This is a genomic window from Roseovarius sp. SCSIO 43702 (assembly GCF_019599045.1).
Taxonomy (GTDB): domain Bacteria; phylum Pseudomonadota; class Alphaproteobacteria; order Rhodobacterales; family Rhodobacteraceae; genus Roseovarius.
The window spans coordinates 139444-161141 of the sequence record NZ_CP080623.1 but is presented as its reverse complement, the minus strand read 5'-3'; the positions used below and the strand labels follow the sequence as shown (position 1 = coordinate 161141).

The 21698-nt window shown below is 65.8% G+C and carries 18 protein-coding genes; 8 read left to right on the top strand and 10 right to left on the bottom strand.

From position 1 onward, the window contains the following. Positions 1–5 precede the first annotated feature (5 nt). The 7 genes from addA to regB all read right to left on the bottom strand — a co-directional run bounded on the left by addA (position 6) and on the right by regB (position 11385). Positions 6–3302 carry a double-strand break repair helicase AddA gene (addA, locus tag K1T73_RS00735; protein WP_220602106.1) on the bottom strand — a complete coding sequence of 1099 codons (3297 nt, stop codon included), beginning with the start codon at positions 3300–3302 and terminating at the stop codon, positions 6–8. Beyond that, positions 3295–6246, bottom strand: coding sequence for a double-strand break repair protein AddB (gene addB / locus K1T73_RS00730; RefSeq protein ID WP_220602105.1), 2952 nt, complete (start codon positions 6244–6246; stop codon positions 3295–3297). The genes addA and addB overlap by 8 nt, the downstream gene beginning before the upstream one ends. Continuing rightward, positions 6239–6910, bottom strand: coding sequence for a nucleotidyltransferase family protein (locus K1T73_RS00725; RefSeq protein ID WP_220603556.1), 672 nt, complete (start codon positions 6908–6910; stop codon positions 6239–6241). The genes addB and K1T73_RS00725 overlap by 8 nt, the downstream gene beginning before the upstream one ends. Continuing rightward, complete coding sequence (locus K1T73_RS00720) at positions 6910–7929, bottom strand: aminoglycoside phosphotransferase family protein (protein ID WP_220602104.1); 1020 nt, start codon at positions 7927–7929, stop codon at positions 6910–6912. The genes K1T73_RS00725 and K1T73_RS00720 overlap by 1 nt, the downstream gene beginning before the upstream one ends. Continuing rightward, entirely contained in the window at positions 7916–8398 is a 483-nt protein-coding gene (gene tsaE, locus K1T73_RS00715) for a tRNA (adenosine(37)-N6)-threonylcarbamoyltransferase complex ATPase subunit type 1 TsaE (protein ID WP_220602103.1), read from the bottom strand. The genes K1T73_RS00720 and tsaE overlap by 14 nt, the downstream gene beginning before the upstream one ends. Before the next feature lie 30 nt (positions 8399–8428). After that, the gene (locus tag K1T73_RS00710; RefSeq protein WP_220602102.1) at positions 8429–9901 is read right to left on the bottom strand and encodes a PAS-domain containing protein; all 1473 of its coding nucleotides are present in this window, start codon (positions 9899–9901) and stop codon (positions 8429–8431) included. Between the two features lie 95 nt (positions 9902–9996). Further along, positions 9997–11385 carry a sensor histidine kinase RegB gene (gene regB / locus K1T73_RS00705; protein ID WP_220603555.1) on the bottom strand — a complete coding sequence of 463 codons (1389 nt, stop codon included), beginning with the start codon at positions 11383–11385 and terminating at the stop codon, positions 9997–9999. 107 nt (positions 11386–11492) lie between these two features. Here regB and K1T73_RS00700 point away from each other — a divergent pair, with 107 nt between their 5' ends. Both K1T73_RS00700 and K1T73_RS00695 read left to right on the top strand, forming a co-directional pair. Continuing rightward, positions 11493–12131 (top strand): SCO family protein, encoded by a 639-nt coding sequence (locus K1T73_RS00700; RefSeq protein WP_220602101.1) that lies wholly within the window; start codon positions 11493–11495, stop codon positions 12129–12131. Between the two features lie 72 nt (positions 12132–12203). After that, complete coding sequence (locus K1T73_RS00695; RefSeq protein WP_220602100.1) at positions 12204–12755, top strand: ActR/PrrA/RegA family redox response regulator transcription factor; 552 nt, start codon at positions 12204–12206, stop codon at positions 12753–12755. Here the strand turns inward: K1T73_RS00695 and K1T73_RS00690 are convergent. Both K1T73_RS00690 and K1T73_RS00685 read right to left on the bottom strand, forming a co-directional pair. Further along, positions 12752–13306, bottom strand: a complete 555-nt coding sequence (locus K1T73_RS00690; RefSeq protein ID WP_220602099.1) for a hypothetical protein — start codon at positions 13304–13306, stop codon at positions 12752–12754. The genes K1T73_RS00695 and K1T73_RS00690 overlap by 4 nt on opposite strands. 54 nt (positions 13307–13360) lie before the next feature. Then, a complete protein-coding gene (locus K1T73_RS00685) occupies positions 13361–13963 on the bottom strand; it encodes an HD domain-containing protein (protein ID WP_220602098.1) in 603 nt (200 codons plus the stop codon). A 204-nt stretch (positions 13964–14167) separates the two neighbouring features. On the opposite strand from K1T73_RS00685, the gene K1T73_RS00680 reads away from it, so the two are divergent. From K1T73_RS00680 to K1T73_RS00655, 6 genes are all read left to right on the top strand, one after another. Beyond that, entirely contained in the window at positions 14168–14482 is a 315-nt protein-coding gene (locus tag K1T73_RS00680) for a hypothetical protein (RefSeq protein WP_220602097.1), read from the top strand. Between the two features lie 90 nt (positions 14483–14572). Then, positions 14573–15973 carry an adenosylhomocysteinase gene (ahcY, locus tag K1T73_RS00675; RefSeq protein ID WP_220602096.1) on the top strand — a complete coding sequence of 467 codons (1401 nt, stop codon included), beginning with the start codon at positions 14573–14575 and terminating at the stop codon, positions 15971–15973. 131 nt (positions 15974–16104) lie between these two features. Continuing rightward, positions 16105–16953, top strand: coding sequence for a PRC-barrel domain-containing protein (locus K1T73_RS00670; RefSeq protein ID WP_220602095.1), 849 nt, complete (start codon positions 16105–16107; stop codon positions 16951–16953). A gap of 245 nt (positions 16954–17198) precedes the next feature. Then, the gene (locus K1T73_RS00665; RefSeq protein WP_220602094.1) at positions 17199–17540 is read left to right on the top strand and encodes a DUF2853 family protein; all 342 of its coding nucleotides are present in this window, start codon (positions 17199–17201) and stop codon (positions 17538–17540) included. A 131-nt stretch (positions 17541–17671) separates the two neighbouring features. Beyond that, a complete protein-coding gene (locus tag K1T73_RS00660; RefSeq protein WP_220602093.1) occupies positions 17672–18853 on the top strand; it encodes an acetyl-CoA C-acyltransferase family protein in 1182 nt (393 codons plus the stop codon). A gap of 75 nt (positions 18854–18928) precedes the next feature. After that, positions 18929–19582, top strand: a complete 654-nt coding sequence (locus K1T73_RS00655) for a sugar transferase (RefSeq protein ID WP_220602092.1) — start codon at positions 18929–18931, stop codon at positions 19580–19582. 37 nt (positions 19583–19619) lie between these two features. Here the strand turns inward: K1T73_RS00655 and pbpC are convergent, their stop codons facing one another. Beyond that, a complete protein-coding gene (pbpC, locus tag K1T73_RS00650) occupies positions 19620–21668 on the bottom strand; it encodes a penicillin-binding protein 1C (protein WP_220602091.1) in 2049 nt (682 codons plus the stop codon). Positions 21669–21698 lie beyond the last annotated feature (30 nt).

The following is a 21698-nucleotide window of genomic DNA, read 5'->3' as shown; positions in this document are numbered from 1 at the left end:
GAAGGTCAAGGTGCGGGCGTGTCGGCAAGCGCGCCGGTCACCAGATCGTGCGGCAGGTTCATCAGTGCGCCGGTGGTCGTCCAGAGGATCGCCGTGTCGACCTGGCGGTCGGGATACAGTTGTGACACGGCGGCGCGATAGGCGCCCATCTGCCGCAACAGACCGTCGGGGCAGTCTTCGGGCGTCGCGGGCACCGCCGCGTTCGTCTTGAAATCGACGACGAGGACGCGATCGGGCGAGATGACGAGCCGGTCGATGACGCCGTGCAGGCGACGGCCGCCGAGTTCGGGAAGGGCCGCGGTAATCGGCACCTCGGCAAGGGTGTCGGGTGCGAAGAGATGCGACAGGTGGGGCGCTTCGAGGAGCGCGCGGGCGAGCGGTGCGGGATCGATCTCGGGCCAATGCTCGGGCGGGATCATGGGCAGGTGTTCGAGCATCTCGTGCAGCGCGCGCCCTTCGCGGAGCGCCGTATCGGTGTCGCGCCCGTCTTCGCTCGGCAATGCCTTCGCCCCGGGAAGCGACGAGGGGCTGACGGTCGGTTCGGGCGGTGTGCGCCGCGGTGCGTGTGCCGCGAAGAAGTCGGGGAGCGGCGCGCGGCCGGGGTCTTCCTGCGACGTCGTATCAGGCACCGTTTCAGCCCAATCGCCGAATTGAACGCGCCGACCCTCGCCGGTCGGACAGTCGAGGGGCCACGTCTCGCACGAAGCGAGGCCGGCCGCGATCTGGCTGTGCCAGCTTTCGCCGTCGTCGCCCGTTTCACCCGCGGCGGCGACGATGAGCCACTTCTCGGCGCGGGTCATGGCCACGTAGAGAAGGCGGTCGCGCTCTGCGTCCTGGGCCGATTGGACGGCATCGCGGCTTGCCTGGAGCGATGGGGGAAAATCCGCGGTCCGGGGCTTCCAGATCACGGTGTCGCCGAGCGGCAGCAGTGAGTTGTCGCCACCGCGTCCGCGCTTGTGGGTTTCGGGCAGGATCACGACGGGAGATTCGAGGCCCTTTGCCCCGTGAACCGTCATGACGCGGATCTGGTCACCGGCATTGTCGAGTTGACGCTTGATCTCCACGTCGTCGCGCTCCATCCAGACGAGAAAGCCGGTCAGACTGTCGACCGCGTTGCGCTCGAACTGGAGCGCCTGCGACAGGAGGGCGTCGATGCCGTCCTCGGCCTCGGGACCGAGTCGCGACAGCAGGCGCACGCGGCCCGAATGCCGAGTGAGAATGCGTTCGATCAGGTCGTAGGGGCGGAGAAAATCGGTCTGGCCGCGCAGGTCGCGAAGGATCGCGAGCGTTTCGGGATGGCGGTCCTCCGCGTCCCGGAGCGCGCGCCAGAGATAGGCGGTGCCACGTGGCTGGGCGAGGGCGAAGACATCCTGCTCGGACCAGCCGAAGAGGGGCGACCGCAGCGCGGTTGCGAGCGAGAGATCGTCCTCGGGAGTGACGAGGAACGACAGAAGGGCGGTCAGGTCGCGCACCGCGAGCTCCGCGCCGAGCTTGAGCCGGTCGGCGCCTGCGACCGGAAGGTCGAGCGCTTTGCAGGCGCGGATGATCTCCTGGAAGACCGGGTTGGTGCGGGATTGCACGAGGATGAGGATGTCTCCGGGCGTCATCGCGCGCCAGCCGCCGGGTGCCTTGGGATCGGGGAGCGGCTCCTTCCGCTCCAGCATCTCGGCGATGCGCCGGGCGACGATGCGCGCAAGTTCGATCGCGGGGTCGTTTTCGGCGGGCATGTCCACGGGCGAGAACCATGGCGGCTCCTCGCTGGTCTCGGGCTTGGGGAGCGGGGGCCAGAGATCGACGCGGCCCGGTAGGGCGGAGTGAAACGCGATGTGGCTCTGTTTCGGCGTAAATGCCTTGTCGTCGATCCCGGCGAAGGTGGCATCGACGACGTCCAGAATGGCCCGGGACGAGCGGAAGGAGTGTTCCAGAACGCTGTTGGCGAGCGGGGTCTCGGCGGTTTCGAGACGGCGGGCGAATTCATCGCGCATCTCGTCAAAGGCGCGGGGGTCGGCCCCCTGGAAGGAATAGATGGATTGCTTCTTGTCGCCAACCACGAAGATCGTGCGGGGCGTATCGGGCCGGGCGCCCGCGCCGCTTGTCAGTTCCCTCGCCAGTTCCGCGATCACCTGCCACTGCACCGGGTTCGTGTCCTGCGCTTCGTCCACGAGGATATGGTCGATCCCGCCATCCAGCCGGAAGAGAACCCAGTCGGCGACGGCCGGGTCGAGCAGGAGATCACGGGTCTTGTATATCAGGTCGTCGAAATCGAGATAGCCGAACCGCTCCTTGGCGGCATCGTAACCTTGCAGAAAGACGCGCGCGAAGCCGTGAAGCACCTCGGTTCGTTCAAGGGTGAGCAGCGCGAGGCGATCATCGCGGGCGTCGGCGATGCGTTCCATCCAGGCGTCGAGCGCTTCGAGAAGGTGGGGCACCTTCTTCTGGACCGGCTTGGTGGGCACTTGCCCGGTCTTGGCACGAAAGCCCGCCTTGCCGCCCTGGGTCATGAAGACCTTCTCGAGCGTGGGAAGAGCGGAAAAATCGAGCCTGTTCAACCCCGATAGCAGCTCGCAATTGCGGGCATCGGTTTTGCCACCCTCACGCATGGCGGGGATCAGATCGCGCAGGATCGCCTCTTCTCCGCCGGTGAACACGCGGGCCGCGATGCTTTCGCGCGTGACGCTCATGGGCAGACCAATGGCCGCCCGCGGCTCCGCGTCCGCGGCGAAGCGGTCGCGATTGGAGAGGATTTCCTTCAGGAACTTGTCGAAATCCGCGCCGGTATAGAGCCGCATGAGATCATGCAGCAGCGCGGCTCCGGGTCCGCGCGAAATGTCTTCGACCACATCACCGCGCAGGATCTCGGCCGTGCGGTCGTCAAGCTCGGTGAATTGGGGCGTGACCCCGGCCTCGAGCGGGAATCGGCGGAGCAGCGAGGCGCAGAAGGAGTGGATCGTCTGGATGCGCAGCCCGCCGGGTGTTTCGATGGCGGTCGCAAAGAGGCGCCGTGCCTGGGGCAAGGACAGATCGGTCGCAGTGATTCCGAGCTTCGTGAGATGGTCGCGGAGCTTTTCGTCAGGAAGCATCGACCATGCGCCCAGCCGATCGAAAAGCCGGTTCTGCATCTCGGACGCGGCGGCCTTGGTGTAGGTCAGGCAAAGAATATGCTGCGGATCGACGCCTTCGAGCAGCAGCCGCGCCACACGATCCGTGAGCACGCGGGTCTTGCCCGAGCCTGCATTGGCCGAAAGCCACGTGGAGCGCGTGGGCCGTGCGGCCTCGATCTGTCGTCTGGTCGCGTCATCCATCGGGAAGCCTCAACTCGATGAGGTCGGGGGCGGCGGTCACGTCCCATTCGCCGAACCGCGCGAGCTGATCGTAGTCGCCCGTGTCCGATATCTTTCCCATCGCGCGGCGCGAGGCGTAGCCTTGCCCGGGATCGAGATAGGAGGCGATCAGCTCGGCGAGCTCGGCCCATGTCTTGTCAGGTGGGACGTCGTCGAGCGGCGCCTCGACCTCGCCCGCGTCGGAGCCGAGACCGATATAGGCGGCGCGTGTGACGGAGTCGGCGGGAATTTCGGCGAAGGCGCCGCGTTCCAGCATGGCGGCTTCGAGCAGGAGCTGCTTGCTGAATTTCTTCTGCTGCGGCTTGGTCGGCGGCTTGCCCGTCTTGTAATCGTAGACCACGAGCCCGCCATCGGCGGCGATGTCGATCCGGTCGGCCTTGGCCGTGAGGGTGAAGGGCGGGGACGTGAGTTCCGCACGCCCCGGCACCTCGAGCGCGGCGGGTCGGGCGAGGATCCGACGGTTGACCTCGTCTGCGAGGAAGTCGTCGATCACGCGTTCAAGCCCCGCGCGCCATTGCAGGCGCACCTGCCCCCACGGGACCCGTTCGGCAAGGATAGGGTCTGCTATCTCGAAGAACCGGGTGGGGGTCAGGCCGCTGTCGTCGTCCGCCGTGGCCCTGATGAAGGCTTCGAGTATGTCGTGGATCGCCGTGCCGCGCATGAGGGGATCGGCAAGCCGCTGCACCGGGGCGAGGGGCGAAAGGCGCAGCACGTACCGGGCATAGACCGCGTAGGGGTCGCGGATCAGCCGCTCGATCCCGGTCACGGGAAGCGTTGCGGGCCGCAGGTGAACGGGCGGCACGGGGGCCGGGCGTCGGGCCGGCGGTGTGGCTTCTACCGTTTCGAGCGTGTCGGCCCGCGCGAGCCAGTGCTGACCGCGGGCGCGCATCGCGGCGAGCGCGGTTTGACCCCCCTGCTCGGGGAGGCCGTCGAGGAGGTTGATGAGCCGGTTGAGCCAGCGGCTCATGACTGTCTGTGCCTCGTCCGAACGGATCGAGCGGGTGATCCAGACCTCGGGCGCACCGATCGCCTGTTGAAAATCATGCGCGGCCAGGCCGATCCGCCGCTCGGGAAGAAGCAGGCCCGCCTGTTTGCGCAGGACCCGGTTGAGCCAAGGGTCGTGACCCGTCGGCTCGGGCCACGTGCCCTCGTTGAGACCGGCGAGGATCACCAGTTCGGCGCCCTGCACGCGGGCTTCGATCGTTCCCCAGATGCGGATCAGGGGATCGGCACGTTCGGTGTCGCGCCACTCGCCGGACGAGAGCAGGTTGTCGAGAAGGTTGGCGTATTCCGTCGCGCCGAGAGCGCCGCCATGTGCCGCCTGCCGTTCGAGTTCCGCCATGACGAGAAGCACGGGCGGCCCCGCCTTCTCGGCCCAGGCCGGGGGCCAGCCGTCATCGGGTTCGGTCGCCCCCCAGGCGATGCGGCGGGCGAGCGCGAGATGCTCGGCAAGATGCCGGGTGAGAGGATGCTGACCCTCGGCCGGATCGCGGAAGATGGTTTCGCAGAGCCAGGCAACCCACTCGGGCGCGGCACCGTCGGACTGGATCGCGGCCCAGGCGGAAAGGTCGGCCTGCGTCGGGAAGGGGATGCCTTTTCGACGCAACCAGAGTTCGAGTTCGCGCGTGAGGCGGAGGTGGGGGCCGCGTGTGCCACCTTGGTGGGTGAGCGGATGCTTGAGCAGCGTCAGCAGCGCCTCGGTCGAGAGTCGTGAAGCCGGCAAGGCGGCGACATGGCGGAGGAAGCGACCCGGTGCGGTATGATGAAGCGGCGTGCCGGCGCTGTCGTCGGGCAGGATGCGCCACCGGTCCAGCGCGGCGGCGACCTGCCGCGTAAGGTCACGATCGGGCGTTATCAGAGCCGCTTTGGTGCCGGTCTCGGCCGCTTCGCGCAAGCGCATCGCGATGGTGAGCGCCTCGATCCGGCGGCCTGGTGCCTCGAGCAGCGTCACATCCTTCATGGCGGTGTCGAGATCGGGAAGGTCCGGTCCCTCGACGCGCCACTGGTCGGTGACGGGGGCGGGGCGCAGGGCCATGGAAACCACCGCGTTCCGTGACGTGGCCGGAGGGCTGCCGTCGGTCCAAGGGCGCACGTCCCCGGGCGCGAGATCGAGCGTGTGATGGAGGGCGCGGAAGCGGTATTGCGGATGATCCTCGCCGCCCATGCCGGTGTCGAGCGCCTCCCATGCCGGGGCGGGCATGTCGAAATCATACCCCGGCAGGACCACGGCGCCTTGCGGAAGCGCCGTGATGGCGCGGAGCAGCAGTTGCGTTGTGCCGCGCGATCCGGTGGAGCCGGCAAGGATCACCGGATCCGCCGGAGGATCCCGCTGCCACCTGTCGATCAGCGTGCCGACGATGCGCCGGTTGCGCGCCTCGGCCCCCGCGCTTTGGGCCCGCGCATCGAATTCGCGGGTGATCGCGAGGAAGGAGGTCAGACGTGCCCAATGCCCGGACTGATCGCTGATATCCAGCGCGTCGAGCGCGTCCATGCCGACTCCTTCGCCGTGCATCTCGTCCATGAGGGACGAAAGGCTGTCGGAGAGATCGAAGATGGCGGAGCGCGGGGCGAGATCCGTTTCGCGGTCGAGCAGGGCCGAGATGAGCCGGGCGAGTTCGAGCTTTCGTTGCAGGGGGGCGAGAGCAGGCGGCATCTGGGGCATCGGCCAGATCGCGTCAAGCGACGTGACGGTGCAGATACGGGGCAGGAAGGACGGCGGACCGGCATCGAACACCTCGCGCAGTCGGCGGGCCATGCGGCGGGTGTTGACGATGAGCGTGGCGCGGGCCATCGCGTCTGGCGGCGCGCCGCGAAGCCGCTGGCGCAGACCCGCGACCAGCTCGGTGCTGAAATCCACGCCGGGAGGAAGCGCGAAAAGGCGAGGACGGTCGTCGCGCTCAAACATCCTGCGTTGTCCCCAGCAGCTTCTCGGCCGTGGCGATGCCGCCGGGATGGCCCACGTCGCACCAGTGGTCCGGATGTTCGACACCGCACAGGCGCCTTTCGTCCAGCAGGGCGTTCCAGAGAGCGTTGAGCGAGAAGACGTCGTCGGGCCAGGTCTCGACCACCGACCGCTTGATGAGTTGTGCGCCGGTATAGACGAGGTCGCCGCCGCGCTTGAGAGATCCGGTGCCGTCACGGGAGAAATCGCCGGGGCCGGCGCGACCCTCGGTGCGGTTGCTCGGGACGCAGAGAAGAAGCGCGTCCATCCGGGCGGGATCCCATGCGGCGAGCAGGGTCCCGAGCGCGTTCGGACCGGTCCAGACCGCGTCCGTGTTGAGCGTGGCGATCGTCTCGGCCGAGAAGAGCGGGAGCGCCGCCTTGAGGCCGCCACCGGTATCAAGAATGCGGCTCTCTTCCAGCGAAACAGCGATATCTTGCGAGGCCAGATTAGCGATGATCTGGTCTGCCTTGTAATGCGCGTTGACGACGATCCGGGTCACGGGCACCCCGCTCGCGACGTCGAGCGCATGATCGAGAAGGGTCCGGCCCGCAACCTCGATGAGGGGTTTCGGGCGCAAGTCGGTCAAGGGCCGCATACGCGTTCCGAAACCCGCAGCGAACAGCATCACGTCGAGCGGGTCGCACATTTGCTTTTCAGCCTCTGAAGCACGGTTTCGGTCGGGGGCGGAAGGATCTCGTGCACGATGGCGCGAAGGGGGCCGAGGGCCGCGTGGTCGAGATCGCGGATCAGGTATCCCCAGACACGCGGTATGAGATCGAGGTAGTGCGCCTTGCCGTCGCGGAGGCAGAGCCGGGCGAACACACCCAGGATGCGCAGGTTCCGCTGTGTTCCGAGCACGTGATAGGCCGTGTCGAACGAAGCGGGGTTTCCCCCCCAGTGATCGACATAATGCGTGATCATCAATATTTCGGTGTCGCGGCTCACGTCGCGGCGCGCGTCCTGGAGAAGCGAGACGAGATCATAGGCGCGATGGCCGCGCATGGCATCCTGGAAGTCGAGAAGGCCCACTTTCCGCAGGCCGGGCCGGTCGGGTAGCCACAGGAGGTTCTCGGCATGGTAATCGCGCAGGATCAGCACCTCGTCCAGCCCGTCGAGAAGGGCCAGCGCACCGGCCATGGCATCGTGAAGACGCTGCCGACCGTCGGTATCCTCGGCGCCGAGGCCCGATGCGTACCAGTCGCAAGCGAGCGCCGCCAGGTCGGCCATGAGACCGACCGAGTAAGTTGGCACGCCCTCGGGAAGGGGAGCGTCATGAAGATGCAAGAGCACGTCGGTCGCGGCGGTATAGAGCCTTTTCTCGGCGCTGGGGAGGTGGTCGAGAACACGGGCGAACAGGTCGTCGCCGAGATCCTCGATCAGGAGGAACCCCGCATCGGTGTCGGCGCTCAGGATGTCCGGTGCGGCAAGACCCTGCGCGGTGAGGTGGCGCGCGATGTCGAGAAACGGCTGGACGTCCTCGCCCTTTTCGGGCGGGGCATCCATCAGGATGGCCGTAGCACCGGATGACCGGGTAAGCCGCAGGTAGCGGCGGTTCGAGGCATCCCCGGCGATGACCTTGCGGTCGGCCGATCCCCACCCGCTTGCGGCGATGAACTCGGCCAGCTTCGTTTCACGTTGCGTCAATTTGCGCCCTGCTCAGAATGTCCTGCCATTTTCCATGGGACCACGAAAGCCGGGCGGTGCGCGCCTCGGGGTCATCGCCCGCTGTCAACTCTAGGCCAAGGGCGTTCGCCGGTGCAAGGGAGCCCAAGCGATCCGGCCATTCGACCAGGCTGATGGCGGTGGCGAAGGCATCCGAGAGGCCAAGCTCCGCCAGTTCGGTCGTGTCGCCAAGCCGATAGAGATCGGCGTGCCAGATTTCGCCGGAGGGTGTGTCGTAGGTCTGGACGAGAGTGAAAGTCGGCGACGGCACGTCTTCGGGCGCGGCAAGAAGCGACTGGATCAGGCAACGACAGAAGTGTGTCTTGCCCGCGCCCGTGTCGCCCGACAGCAGGATCGCGTCACCAGGCGCGAGCGCAGCGCCGATGGCGCGGGCCAGGTTGCAGGTGGCCTCGGGGCCGGGAAGGGAGATCGTGACACTGCCGCTGCTCATCCCGGCAGGTTACACGGGCGGCCCGCGGCTTCAAGCGTGGGCCGCTTCGGCACCCGCCCGGCGGGCCATGACCACCATCCGGTTTCCATCCGGCAAGCGCGCGACGCGCGCCGAGAGCGGCGGTGCGTCCCGGCCGCTTGAGGGATGCGAAATCTGCCCTTCCTGGTCTCCCGTGTCGAGGATGGCGCGAAGCTCCGACCAGAAAGCGGGATTGGGCAGCCGCGCCTCGCCGATCTCGAGAGCATCGCGAAGGCGCATGTCGCGCGGCGTCCCCTCGGGGTCGATGCCGAACAGGTCGCGGAAGGCGGCGTTGCAAAGGGACAGGGATTGGTCGGCGGTGAGGATCATGATCGCCTGGTCGAGCCCTTCGAGCATCGCGTCGCGCTTCTCAAGTTCGCACTGGTATCGTCGTGACAGTTGGATGTCGGCGGAAATATCCTCGAACAGGAAGGCGACGGCGCCGTCGGGATGGGGGCGGCCGGTGACGCGGTAGGTGATGTTCGACGGAAGCGACCACGTTTCCTGGTAAAGCCCGTTCTCGGCCGAGGTGATCATGTCGCCGATCTGGGCTCTCCAGCTTCCATAGTTGCGCGGCTCGGGCATGACGCGGCTGTCGAGGAGACGGTCGAAGAAGCTCATGAGATCGGGCGTCATGCTCAGGAAGTCGACCGGCAGGCGCGTCAGGTCGGTGAGGGCGGGATTGAACAGGACGAGCTTGCGCGTGCTGTCGAACACGGCGAGGCCGATGGTCAGATTGGCGAAGGTCTTGGTCAGGGTCTGGATGAATTCACCGCGTGCCGATTCCGCGCGGACGGTTTCGGTCACGTCGGTGGCGTAGCGGATCACGTCGCCCGCGCGTCCTATGCCATGCACCTCGAACCAGATGTTCGAGCCGGAGTCCGGCAGATGGAGGGCAACCCGTTCGATGGCCCTCTCGCCCGGTTCGGGATGCGCGAGGTCGTGGCGCGTGCCGCCGCGGTCGAAAAAGACCGTGCTCGCCTCGTTGCGCCACAAGATCTCGCCTTCGCGGTCTTCGACCCAGATCGGGTAGGGTGCAGCCGCCGCCACGTCACCGAAGCGCGCCCGCTCCAGCCGGTCGAGCGCGGCGCGGTGGCGATGCGCGCAGGTTTCGCCTTGTTCGGTAAAGAGCGTGGCGCGAAGCCAGCCGTCGCCTGTCTCGAGCCGAAGCCTGTCGGCGGGGTCGTCGATGGCCGTGAAAATCACGGAGTCGGCGCGGCCCGGGGGCGTAAGCGGCAGGTCGGGAAAACGCGGCAGCATCCAGGTTCGGAAGGACGGCCAATCACCGCAAGGGTCGTCGTCTTCGCAATTCTCCGAATCGGCGAGCTGCCCGTCGCGGAAGAGAAACGTCGAGGCGTTCCCATGCTCGCGCGTCCCGCGAGGAAGCGCCTTGGGCGGGAGGCGAGCGATGAAGAGAAGCGTGGCACAGGTCACGACGAACGCGGCACCAACGATGCCGACCCAGTTCATCATCTCGGAGATCATTGCAGCCACCCTTCCTTGTCGCGCTTGCCGGGAGGGTGGAGAATGAAGGTGAACAACTGGTTAACGCGACAGCGATATCTCTCCCGCGCAACGCCTCAGGTGAGGTTCTCGTTCTTCCCGAGTGCCGCGCGGGAATCGCTCGTTTCGACCTCGAGTTTCGACCGCGGCCAGACGACCTCGACCACCGCGCCGGAGCGCGGCGATTTTCGATGTCCGGCGCCGAAGGTCGTGCTGCCGTTGGCGAAGCTGAGGTCCGCACCCGAGCGCTCGAGCAGGGTCTTGGCGATGAAGAGGCCGAGGCCCATGCCTTCGTAATGCGGGCGCCGGATCTCGGATCCGAAGAAACGGCGGCGCACGAAGGGCTCGCCGATCCGCGTCATGAGCGCCGGGGGAAACCCGGGTCCGTTGTCCATGATGCGGATGGTGATCCGGTCGGCGGTCCAGCGGGATTCGATCCACACCGCGTCGCGGGCGAAGTCGACCGCGTTCTGGATGAGGTTGCGGAGTCCGTGAATGATCTCGGGGCGGCGCAAGACCACCGGCTGACCGTCAAGATCCCCGCCTGCGCCGTGCTCGGTCACCACGGTCTTGCCGCGATCGAGATGCGGCTCGGCCGCTTCGTCGAGAAGGGCGCTGAGCGGGGCGGTGCGCAGGTGCCGATCCTCCTTCCCGGCACGCCCCATGGAGCGCAGGATGTCGCGGCATCGGTCGGCCTGATCGCGGATGAGAAGCGCGTCCTCGTGCGCGTCGCTGCCGGGGGGCAGTTCCTCGGCCAGCTCGGAGCTTGTCAGCTTGATCGTCGCGAGCGGCGTGCCGAGTTCATGCGCCGCCGCGGCGACGACACCGCCGAGATCGGTCAGCTTCTGTTCGCGGGCGAGGGCCATCTGCGTGGCCTGCAGCGCCTGCGACATGGCCTGCATCTCGGACACGACCCAACGCGAATAGACCCCGAGGAACACCACCGCGATCACGATGGCGAGCCAGAAGCCGAAGCGGTAGATCCAGGGCATGCGGAGGATGTCGCCATCGACCGTGCGCAACGGCAGATGCAGCCAGAGCAGCAGGGTCACGATCCCGATCGCCGTCAACCCGAGGAACAGCGTGGAACGGGCCGATAGCGACGAGGCCGAGACGACCACCGGTCCGACGACGAGGATCGCGAAAGGGTTGTTCAGGCCGCCGGTGAGATAGAGAAGCAATCCGAGCTGCAACAGGTCGAACATCACGAAGACGAGGTTCTCGCGCTCGTCGAGGCGCTTGTTCGCGGGGTAGATCAGCGAGACGGCAAGATTGCTCACGACCGAGGCGCCGATCACCGCGAAACAGAGGCCGATATCGAACACGAGCCCATAGGCGAGATGTGCGGTGACGAGCGCCGTCACCTGGCCCAGCACCGCCCACCACCGCAACAGGACGAGCGTTCGCAGCCTGATCCAGTGACCCTTGTTCCGGGGTCCGGCAAGACCGGTCAGTTGGCTGTCCATCTGCGCGCTTTGGTCCTCTTGCAAGCTGGCGTCATCCGGATAGATGTGCCACATGCCGCGTCCAAAGCCCAGAGAATGAGGCCAGCCCGATGTCACGAAAATCCGTTATGATCATTGCCGTTCTTGCCGCCGTGGCGCTGATCGGACTGCTTGCCATACTGACCTATATCGGGCCCTACCGGAGTTGGACCGACCGGGCCTCGGCGAATGATCCGTTTGATCCGTGCCGGTCGGCCAAGGTGGCCGGCGGATCGGACCAGATCGGAGGGCCCTTCACGCTGATCGACGAGACGGGGACGGAAGTGACGAGCGAGGAGGTCCTGAACGAGCCTGCGCTCATCTATTTCGGTTACACCTTCTGCCCCGATGTCTGTCCGCTCGACGTGGCGCGGAACGCGGAGGCGGTGGCCTTGCTCGAAGAGCGGGGGATCGAGGTCAAGCCGGTCTTCATCTCGGTCGATCCCGCGCGCGACACGCCCGAGGTTCTTGCCGAGTGGACCGAATACATGCACCCGCGCATGGTGGGTCTGACCGGAAGCGAGGAGCAGGTGAGGGCGGCAAGCCAGGCCTATCGCACCTATTACCGCATCCCCGAGTCGCCCAAGGACCCCGATTACTATCTCGTCGACCACTCGACATTCACCTACCTGACCTTGCCCGAACATGGCTTTGTCGAGTTCTTCCGCCGCGACGTGAACGCGGAGGAGATGGCGGAAAAGGTGGCATGTTTCGTCGAAAACAGCTGACGCCGGAGGATTTGACCCGAGGCGAGGGACGGCCTAAGTCATCCTTTAATTGTCAAAGGATGGGAATGCCGCATGGCCGACGCTCTGGAAGAACTCGGCGAGGACCGAACGCTTCTGATCCTCGATGACGACGAGCCGTTCCTCCGGCGGCTCGCGAAGGCGATGGAAAAGCGCGGGTTCGAGGTGGAGACCGCCGACTCGGTCGCCGCGGGAACCGCCATCGCCACGGCACGGCCGCCAGCTTACGCGGTCTGCGACCTGAGATTGGAGGATGGCAACGGCCTCGACGTGGTGGAACTGCTGCGCGAGAAACGGCCGGATTGTCGGATCGTGGTTCTGACGGGATATGGCGCCATCGCGACCGCGGTCGCGGCAGTGAAGATCGGCGCCACGGATTACCTCTCGAAGCCTGCCGATGCGCGCGACATCACCAACGCGCTTCTGGCAAGGGATGACGAATTGCCGCCACCGCCGGAAAACCCGATGAGCGCGGATCGCGTCAAATGGGAGCATATCCAGCGTGTCTACGAGCTTTGTGATCGCAACGTGAGCGAGACTGCGCGGCGATTGAACATGCACAGGCGAACCCTGCAACGTATCCTCGCCAAGCGGTCGCCGCGCTAACGCTTCTGGCCCACGTAGCCGAGCAGGTCTGCGAGCACCCGGTCGAAGCGACGGGTGGCGAAATAGCGGTTGCCGGGGGACGAATAGACGAGCTTGACCAGGCATCCATCGACTGGCCCGAGCGTGATGAAATCATGTTGCAGGCGGCGCCCGTCATATTCGATATGAATGAAGCCGATCCCGAAGAGCCCCCGTCGGGCGGGTTTCGTGCGGTCGAAGAAGACATCGCCATCGGTCACGTTGCGTCCCGCGGCGCGCATTCGGAAAACCTGGCTCGTGGTGACGGAAAGCTCGGTTGCAAGCATCCTTTCGCTGAACGTGTCGCGGCCGCGGTCGTAGAGAAAGACGCTGGCAAGCTGACGGTCATTGCGAGCGTAGCGAAGATGATAGCCGGAACCGGGCGATTTCCGCTCGTAGACGGTTCGCGCGGTCAGACGGTGGCCGCCGAGCGCATCGGGAGCGTTCCGGAACAGCGCCGCGCAGGTGGCGACATCGGCCTGCGCCTGCCCCGCAGCCAATAGCAGGGTCGCTAAGATGAGCAAGGCGCGCATGAGAAAGCTCCCGGAGGTTTCGGCAACCGTAGGGGGCCGGGACCGGGACGTCCATCAACCTCGGCCCATGGCAAGCTGTAACTCGCCGAAACGTGATGTGTAATCGGCGCGCACCTCGAGCGGGGGACGCAGGCGCAGGTCAAGTCCCTCGATCAGGTCGGGGCGTGGCCGGCCGAAGAACCTGTCGGCCTCGCTTGTCGTGAAGCCCGCAAGCCGGGTGGCCTCCATCCAGGCGCTGAGCTTGTCCGCACGCTTGATCTGTTTCTTGATCGAGGCGGGGATCTGGGCGGGAAGGCCGAAGCGGATGTGGATGGCATCGGTAAGCCGTTGATCGAGCTCTCCGTAGCCGCGGCCGACCGCGTTCTTCACCGGGGATATCATGTCGCCTATGACGTATTCGGGCGCGTCATGCAGAAGTGCTGCCATCTGCCATTTCGCCGGTGCCTTGGGTGCGATGCGGCGAAAGAGCGTTTCGACGAGCAGCGAATGCTCGGCAACGGAATAGGCGAAATCGCCATGGGTCTGCCCGTTCCAGCGGGCGACGAAGGCGAGGCCGTGGGCGATATCCTCGATCTCGATGTCCACGGGGGTGGGATCCAGCAGGTCGAGCCGCCGCCCCGACAACATCCGCTGCCATGCCCTGACTTCTGTTGCCATTCTGCCATGCCTCTGACCGTTGCCATGTTCTTGCCACATTTGCGGCGCAGTCTGGTCATCGATCCAAATCCCATGCTGCCATCCGATAGGGCCAAGGGACGGGCCGGAACGGATATGGACTTGGATCGACAAACCGGGGGGCGTGGAACCAGACCCGGTGAAGTGCCCCTTTCAGTTGGGAAGCTGTAACGAAAGGAGCATGGGATGTTCAAGCGATTGATGGCGATCTCGGCCGGGGCTACCCTGGCACTCACGGGGACGATGGCAACGGCGCAGACTTGCGGGAAACGCGAAGATCTGGTCGACAAGTTGCAGGGCAAGTATCTTGAACAGATGCGGATGGGCGGATTGCAGGCCACGCGCGGCAAGCACGCGATGATGGAGCTCTGGACCTCGGAGGAAACGGGGACGTTCACCGTTCTGGTCACGCGCGCGGACGGGACGAGCTGTGTTCTCGCGGCAGGCACGGACGCGTTCTTCACCGACCCCGAAGCGAGGCCCGCTGGCGTACAGGGATAGGCGCGGGCGGCACGGGCCGCGCGCAAGTTGCCAGACCCCCTTCGGAGTGCTACTTGGCTTGACTTGAAAAGCATTGCCGAGGAGCAGACCGTGGCCAAAGACTATATCGTGAAAGACATTTCCCTTGCCGCGTTCGGGCGCAAGGAGCTGGATATCGCGGAAACCGAGATGCCGGGCCTCATGGCGCTGCGCGAGGAATATGGCGCAAGCCAGCCCCTGAAGGGCGCGCGGATCGCCGGATCGCTGCACATGACGATCCAGACGGCGGTCCTGATCGAGACGCTGGTGGCGCTGGGTGCCGATGTGCGCTGGGCTTCGTGCAACATCTTCTCGACGCAGGACCATGCGGCGGCGGCGATCGCGGAGGGTGGCACGCCGGTCTTCGCGGTCAAGGGCGAGACGCTCGAGGAATACTGGGACTATGCCGACCGCATCTTCCATTTTGGCGGCGAGGGCGGCACCTGCAACATGATCCTCGACGATGGCGGCGATGCCACGATGTACATCCTCATCGGTGCGCGTGTCGAAAACGGCGAGACCGACCTGATCGAGGTGCCGAAATCGGAGGAAGAGGAATATCTCTTCGCCCAGATCAGGAAGCGTCTCGAGGCGAGCCCCGGGTGGTTCACCAAGCAACGCGACGCGATCAAGGGTGTCTCGGAAGAGACGACCACCGGGGTGCACCGCCTCTACGAGCTCGTGAAGGCCGGGCGTCTTCCGTTCCCGGCGATCAACGTCAATGACAGCGTGACGAAGTCCAAGTTCGACAACAAGTACGGCTGCAAGGAGAGTCTCGTGGACGGTATCCGCCGCGCGACCGATACCATGATGGCCGGGAAGGTCGCGGTGGTCTGCGGTTACGGCGATGTGGGCAAGGGCAGCGCCGCCAGCCTGCGGGGCGCCGGCGCGCGCGTGAAGGTGACCGAGGTCGATCCGATCTGTGCGCTTCAGGCGGCGATGGACGGCTACGAGGTGGTGCTGCTGGAAGACGTGCTCGACAGCGCCGACATCTTCATCACGACGACCGGCAACAAGGACGTGATCCGCATCGAGCATATGCGCGAGATGAAGGACATGGCGATCGTCGGCAATATCGGCCATTTCGACAACGAGATCCAGGTGGCGAGCCTCAAGAATCACAAGTGGACCAACATCAAGGACCAGGTGGACATGATCGAGATGCCGTCGGGCAATCGCATCATCCTCCTGAGCGAGGGTCGCCTTCTGAACCTCGGCAATGCCACCGGGCACCCGAGCTTCGTCATGAGTGCGTCCTTCACCAACCAGGTGCTTGCGCAGATCGAGCTTTGGACGAAGGGCGATGAATACGAAAACGACGTCTACATCCTTCCCAAGCATCTCGACGAGAAAGTGGCGCGGCTTCACCTGGACCGGATCGGCGTGAAACTGACCGAGTTGAGCAAGGATCAGGCGGAATATATCGGCGTCTCGCCCGAAGGGCCGTTCAAGCCCGAGCATTACCGCTACTGATACAAACCATTTGTTATCAATAACTTGCAGGTGGCAATGCGCAGCATTCCGCCTGCTTTTTTTCGTGGTCGGAACGAATCCTCACGTCGTGGGTCTTTCCTTCAGATCATGCGATGAAAGGGAGTTTGATCATGACCATCAAGAGCTTTCTCATGAGTGCGGCGACCGCAGCCCTCCTGGCCGGAACGGCAGGCGCGCAGACGACGACCGACGACACGACCATGTCGGATGACACGCAAGCCGTCGATCAGGATTCCGGTTACGCGGACGCAACCGAAGGCAAGCAGATCACGAGTCTCGAGGAAATGACCGTCGGGGACGTGCTCGGCATGCAGGTCTTCAACAAGAATGCCGAGTCGATCGGCGAGATCGACTACGTGATCAGTGACGGCCAGTCGGCTTCGGCGGTGATCGGCATCGGCGGTTTTCTCGGGTTGGGTGAATATACCGTGGCCCTTCCGCTCGATGAGTTCGAGCTGAATCCCGAGGAGTGGTCGCTTGTCGTGGACCGTGACAAGGATGCCCTGAAAGAGCAGCCCGAGTTCGATGAAAGCGGGGCCGAAAGCCTGCCTGACGACACCCCGGTCGCGGACCTGCTCATGGCGAGCGACGAAGGTGCGGATAGCGATGGCGCCGCGGACGTGGAAACCGACGTGGAAACCGATGCGGATTCAGACGGTGGAGACACCGATGCCGCAACGGATACGGATGCCGACGCAGGTGATGCGGACGGTGCAGACACGGACGCCGGAGCGGATGCCGAAACGGAAGGTTCGGACAGCGACATGAGCACCGATGGCGCGGATGCCGAGACCGAAGGCGACGCCGCGACGGACGGGGCCGACGCCGAGGCCGGGACGGATGCCGAGGCAACGACGGACGGCGCGGATGTCGACGCGGACGCCGAAGTCGATGCCGACGCGGACGCTTCGGCCGACACCGAAGCGGAGACCGAGGAAGAACCCGAAGTTCAGAACTGAGGGTTCGCCACCGGCAGCTGAGCCGGTGTCATCGATCAAGAGGCCCCTGCGGCGATGCCGCGGGGGCATGCCCTTTTCCCAATCCGCACGGCGTATCGCCGCCTGTGCGCGTAGCGCGCAGAGGTTCGGGCAGGAAGTTTTCCCTTTGTCGCACAGGGGCTCTTGGTTATCATGTGACATATGCCTGCAAAGGGCTGGACCGAAAATGATGCCAGGCGAAGCGCCGGCGACGAGGGAGAAATTTCATGGGAAAACGCGACGATCTGATCGCCGTATATGCCGAGGACCTGCGCACCAAGTGCGGTATGACACCCGACATGGATCTTTTGGAGAAGGTCACGATAGGCTGCGGCCCCGCGATCTATGACGCGGATGCGTCCACTGTGGCGGCGACGCAGGAAGGTGAACTCGAAACGGTGAAGAACAATTTCCTCATCAAGAAGCTTGGCCTTGCCGACAGCCCGGCCTTGATGGACGCGATCAACCAAGTGATCGACACCTATGGCCGGTCCGAGCGGAACAAGTATCGCGCCGTGATCTACTACATGCTGACAAAGCATTTCGGGAAGGAATCCGTTTATCGGTGACACCCGCTACAGATCTTTCGAAAGACACCCGCGTCTGCCGCGGGTGTTTTTTTGTGCTGTCCTGACGAAGGGTCGTCGTGGACGCGGGCGGGGTGCCGGGCGTAAAGTGGTCCAAACGAGGAGAGAAGCACATGGATGAAATCGTCATTCTTTCGGGCGCCCGCACGGCCATCGGCACCTTCGGTGGATCGCTTGCCGCGATACCGCCGACCGCGTTGGGCGCCGTCGTGACGCGCGCCGCGCTGGAGCGCGCGGCTGTCTCCGGTGATCGTATCGGCCAGGTGATGTTCGGACACGTGATCAATACCGAACCGAAAGACATGTATCTTGCACGGATCGCGGCGATGGAGGCAGGCATCCCCGAGACCACGCCGGCGATGAACGTCAACCGGCTATGTGGATCGGGGGCGCAGGCGATCGTCTCGGCGGTGCAGGCGCTTGCGCTGGGCGACGCGGATTTCGCCGTTGCCGGCGGAGCCGAGAGCATGAGCCGCTCGCCCTTCGTGCTGCCGGATGCACGGTGGGGCAAGAAGATGGGCGACATGCGTGCGCTCGACATGATGCTGGGTGCGCTCAATTGTCCCTTCGGCACCGGGCATATGGGCGTGACCGCGGAGAATGTCGCCGCCGAGCACGGCGTATCGCGCGAGGACCAGGATGCTTTCGCGCTCGAAAGCCAGAAGCGCGCGAAAGAGGCGCTCGATTCAGGGCGGTTCGCCGATCAGATCGTGCCGGTCGAGGTGCAGCAAAGGCGCGATAGTGTCGAATTCAAGGTGGACGAGCATCCGAAGGACACGAGCGCCGAGGCGCTGGCCGGGTTGCGGCCGGCGTTCCAGAAGGACGGCACCGTTACGGCGGGAAATGCCAGCGGGATCAATGACGGCGCGGCCGCGCTGGTCCTTGCGCGCGGCGAAGCGGCGGAGCGCGCGGGGCTGACGCCGCGTGCGAAGGTTCTCGGCTATGCCCATGCGGGTGTCCGGCCCGAGGTGATGGGGATCGGCCCCGTGCCGGCGGTCGAGGCATTGCTTGAACGGACGGGCCTGTCAGCCGGGGATTTCGACGTCATCGAATCGAACGAGGCGTTCGCGGCGCAGGCGATTGCGGTCAATCGTGCGCTGGGTCTGGATCCGGCGAAGGTGAATCCGAATGGCGGGGCCATTGCGCTGGGGCATCCCGTGGGGGCGACGGGCGCCATCCTGACCGTGAAGGCGCTTTACGAGTTGGAGCGGATCAACGGGACGCGCGCCCTCGTGACCATGTGCATCGGCGGCGGTCAGGGGATCGCACTTGCCATCGAGCGGACCGGCGGCTGACTGTCAGGCGTTTCCGGCTTCTTTACCTTTGCAGGCTAGCCTTTCGCGGTCTTTGGTTCGCGGAAGGTGCGCTGCATGCAGGTCGAGCTTGGTCATGTCTGGTCGATTCGGCATTCGCCGGTCGACGCGAAGCGCTTGGTGGACCTGTGCCTGGTGGTGCTGAGCTTGCCCGTCGTGCTCTCGGTCCTGCTCGTTATCCTGCCCTTGGTCACTATTCTTGACGGGTATTCCCCCTTGCATTCGCAAATGCGCGTAGGGCGTGGGGGTGTGCCCTTTCGTCTCTGGAAAATCAGAACGATGAGGCCGGGTGCGGCGCAGACCCTCAACGAGATATTGCGGCGGGATCCGGCGCAGGCGCGCGAATGGCGTGAGACGCGGAAGCTCGCACGTGACCCGAGGGTGACGCGGATCGGATGGTGGCTTCGCCGCTATCGCGTGGACGAGATACCGCAGATCTGGAACATCCTTCGCGGCGAGATGAGCGTTGTCGGACCGCGTCCGGTCATGGCAGAGGAGTTGCGGCTTCACTACGGCGGGGCGGGGAGGCGGAGCTACAAGAGCGTGCGCCCCGGCCTGACCGGGTTGTGGCAGGTCACGGTCGCCGGGTCCGGTGGGTACGAGCCGCGGGTGGCGCTCGACCGGGCCTATGTCGCCAACAGGTCCCTCGGGCTTGATCTATGGATCGTGCTTCGCACCGTCGCGGTGGTCGTCGGAGGGAAGGGCTTATGACGCGAAACCTCCTTCCGGGCATCGTGCGGAAGGCGGGTCAATCGATCCGGATCGAGACGCGCGCGGCGCGGCCACGGGCATCGATGACCGATACCTGTGAAAAGCCCGCAGTCAGCCCCGGGAGAGCGACCTCGCGCCGGTGGCTCCCGGTCAGGACGGGAACGCCATTCGCCAGCCAGATGAAGGGCGGCGTGCCATCGCGCAGCTTGACCGGAAGGTTGCCCGACCCGAGGGCGAGCCGGGCACCATCGGGCGGAAAGATCAGCTTGGGCGCATCCGAAGCGGGTTCGAACGCGGCGTTTCGGCCATGAAAGCGGCGAAGCGGCTGGGGAAGCCGCGCGGTCGAGACCATGAGGGTCTCGGGCGGTGGCGGCGCGAGGGGCGTGACCTCGTCCCGAAGGCGCTGGAACGCCTCGAACAGGATCGGCGCGGCCAGATCGCCGCCGAATGCGCCGGGCACCGGGGTACCGTCGGGCCGCCCGATCCAGACCCCGGCCACGTGGCGGCCGTCAAACCCGAGGGCCCAGGCATCGCGGTGCCCATAGGACGTGCCGGTCTTGTAGGCTAGCGCCCCGCGCGGCGCGCCCGCAGGTGGTGCGAGCCCCGCGAGGATGTCGGAAACCTGCCATGCGGCAGCCCGGTCGAAGATGCGACGGCCGGTCATCGGGGCAGCCTCGTCCGCGCGCCAGCGAAGCGGCACCGCGACGCCGCCCCGCGCGAGCGCGGCGTAGAGTTGCGTCATGTCGGTCAGGGTCACGCCGAGCCCACCCAGCCCGATGGCAAGACCCGCCTGATCGCCCGGAAGTACCGGGGAAACCCCGGCGCGGCGCATCAGGTTCATCAGGTGGGCCGGCCCGATCTCGTCAAGCAGGAGAACGACCGGAATGTTGAGCGATTGCCGCAGCGCGTCGGTGATCGTCAGCTCGCCCCGAAAAGCCCCGTCGAAATTGCGGGGCGCATAGGATCCGAAGGCGACGGGGCGGTCGTCGATCAGTGTCTGGGGATGGGCAAGCCCGCGATCGAAAGCCATGGCGTAGATGAAGGGCTTCAGCGTAGAGCCCGGCGAGCGCAGCGCGGATGTCATGTCGACGAATCCTTGCCGCGTGCCCCGGGCGTTGTACCCGGCGGAGCCGACCGATGCGAGGATCTCGCCCGTCTGGTGGTCGGCCAGCACGACGGCGACGGAGGTCTCGGGCGGCAGTCCCCGCGTCGCGTCACGCGCCAGACGCTCGAGCTTGTGCTGCAAGGTCGCATCGAGTGTCAGATGGTGGGTGGAAAGCGTGGGTGCCTCGGCAAGCGCACGGTCGGCCATGTGGGGGGCAAGCGCCGGGAAAGCCCGCCGTGCCCGCGGCACGAGATCGCCCTGCGCCGCGCGAGCCTCATCTCGGTCGAGCGCACCGGCCCTTGCCACGCGGTCGAGCACACGGTCGCGCGCAGCACGGGCGGCCTCGGGATGGCGATCGGGGCGGCGAGCGACCGGGGATTGCGGCAGCGCCACGAGGAGCGCGGATTCGGCCGGTGTCAGGCGGTGGGGCTCTTTTCCGAACCACGTGAGGGTGGCTGCGCGTATGCCCTCGATATTGCCGCCATAGGGCGCGTGAGTGAGATAGAGCGCGAGGATCTGATCCTTGGTCAGCGCCCGCTCGAGCGCGAGAGCGACGCGGATCTGCCGGAGCTTGCCGGAGAGCTGGCCCGTGCCGCTGTCCTCGAGCAGGCGCGCGACCTGCATCGTAAGGGTCGAGCCCCCCGAAACGACCTCGCCCGCCCGGAGCGCCTGCGCCACCGCGCGCAGGGCTGCGCGGGGATCAACGCCGGAGTGATCCGCGAACCGCTTGTCCTCGTAGGCGATCAGCATGGACACGAAGCCCGGATCGACCTGCGCGGGCGACACCGCCAGCCGCCAGCGTCCATCCGCCACCGTATAGACGCGCAGGAGATCGCCGTTGCGGTCGCGCACCTCGACCGAAGTTTCGGAGAGGAGCGGGGGAAGAACTGTCGCGTCTATCCACTTGTCGATAACATCGCGGGACAGTCCCGCCGCGAAGAGCAGAACCGCCGTCACTGTCATCCATCGCGCCATGCGCATCGCAAGCGACCCCTCGGGTGGTTTCCCCTT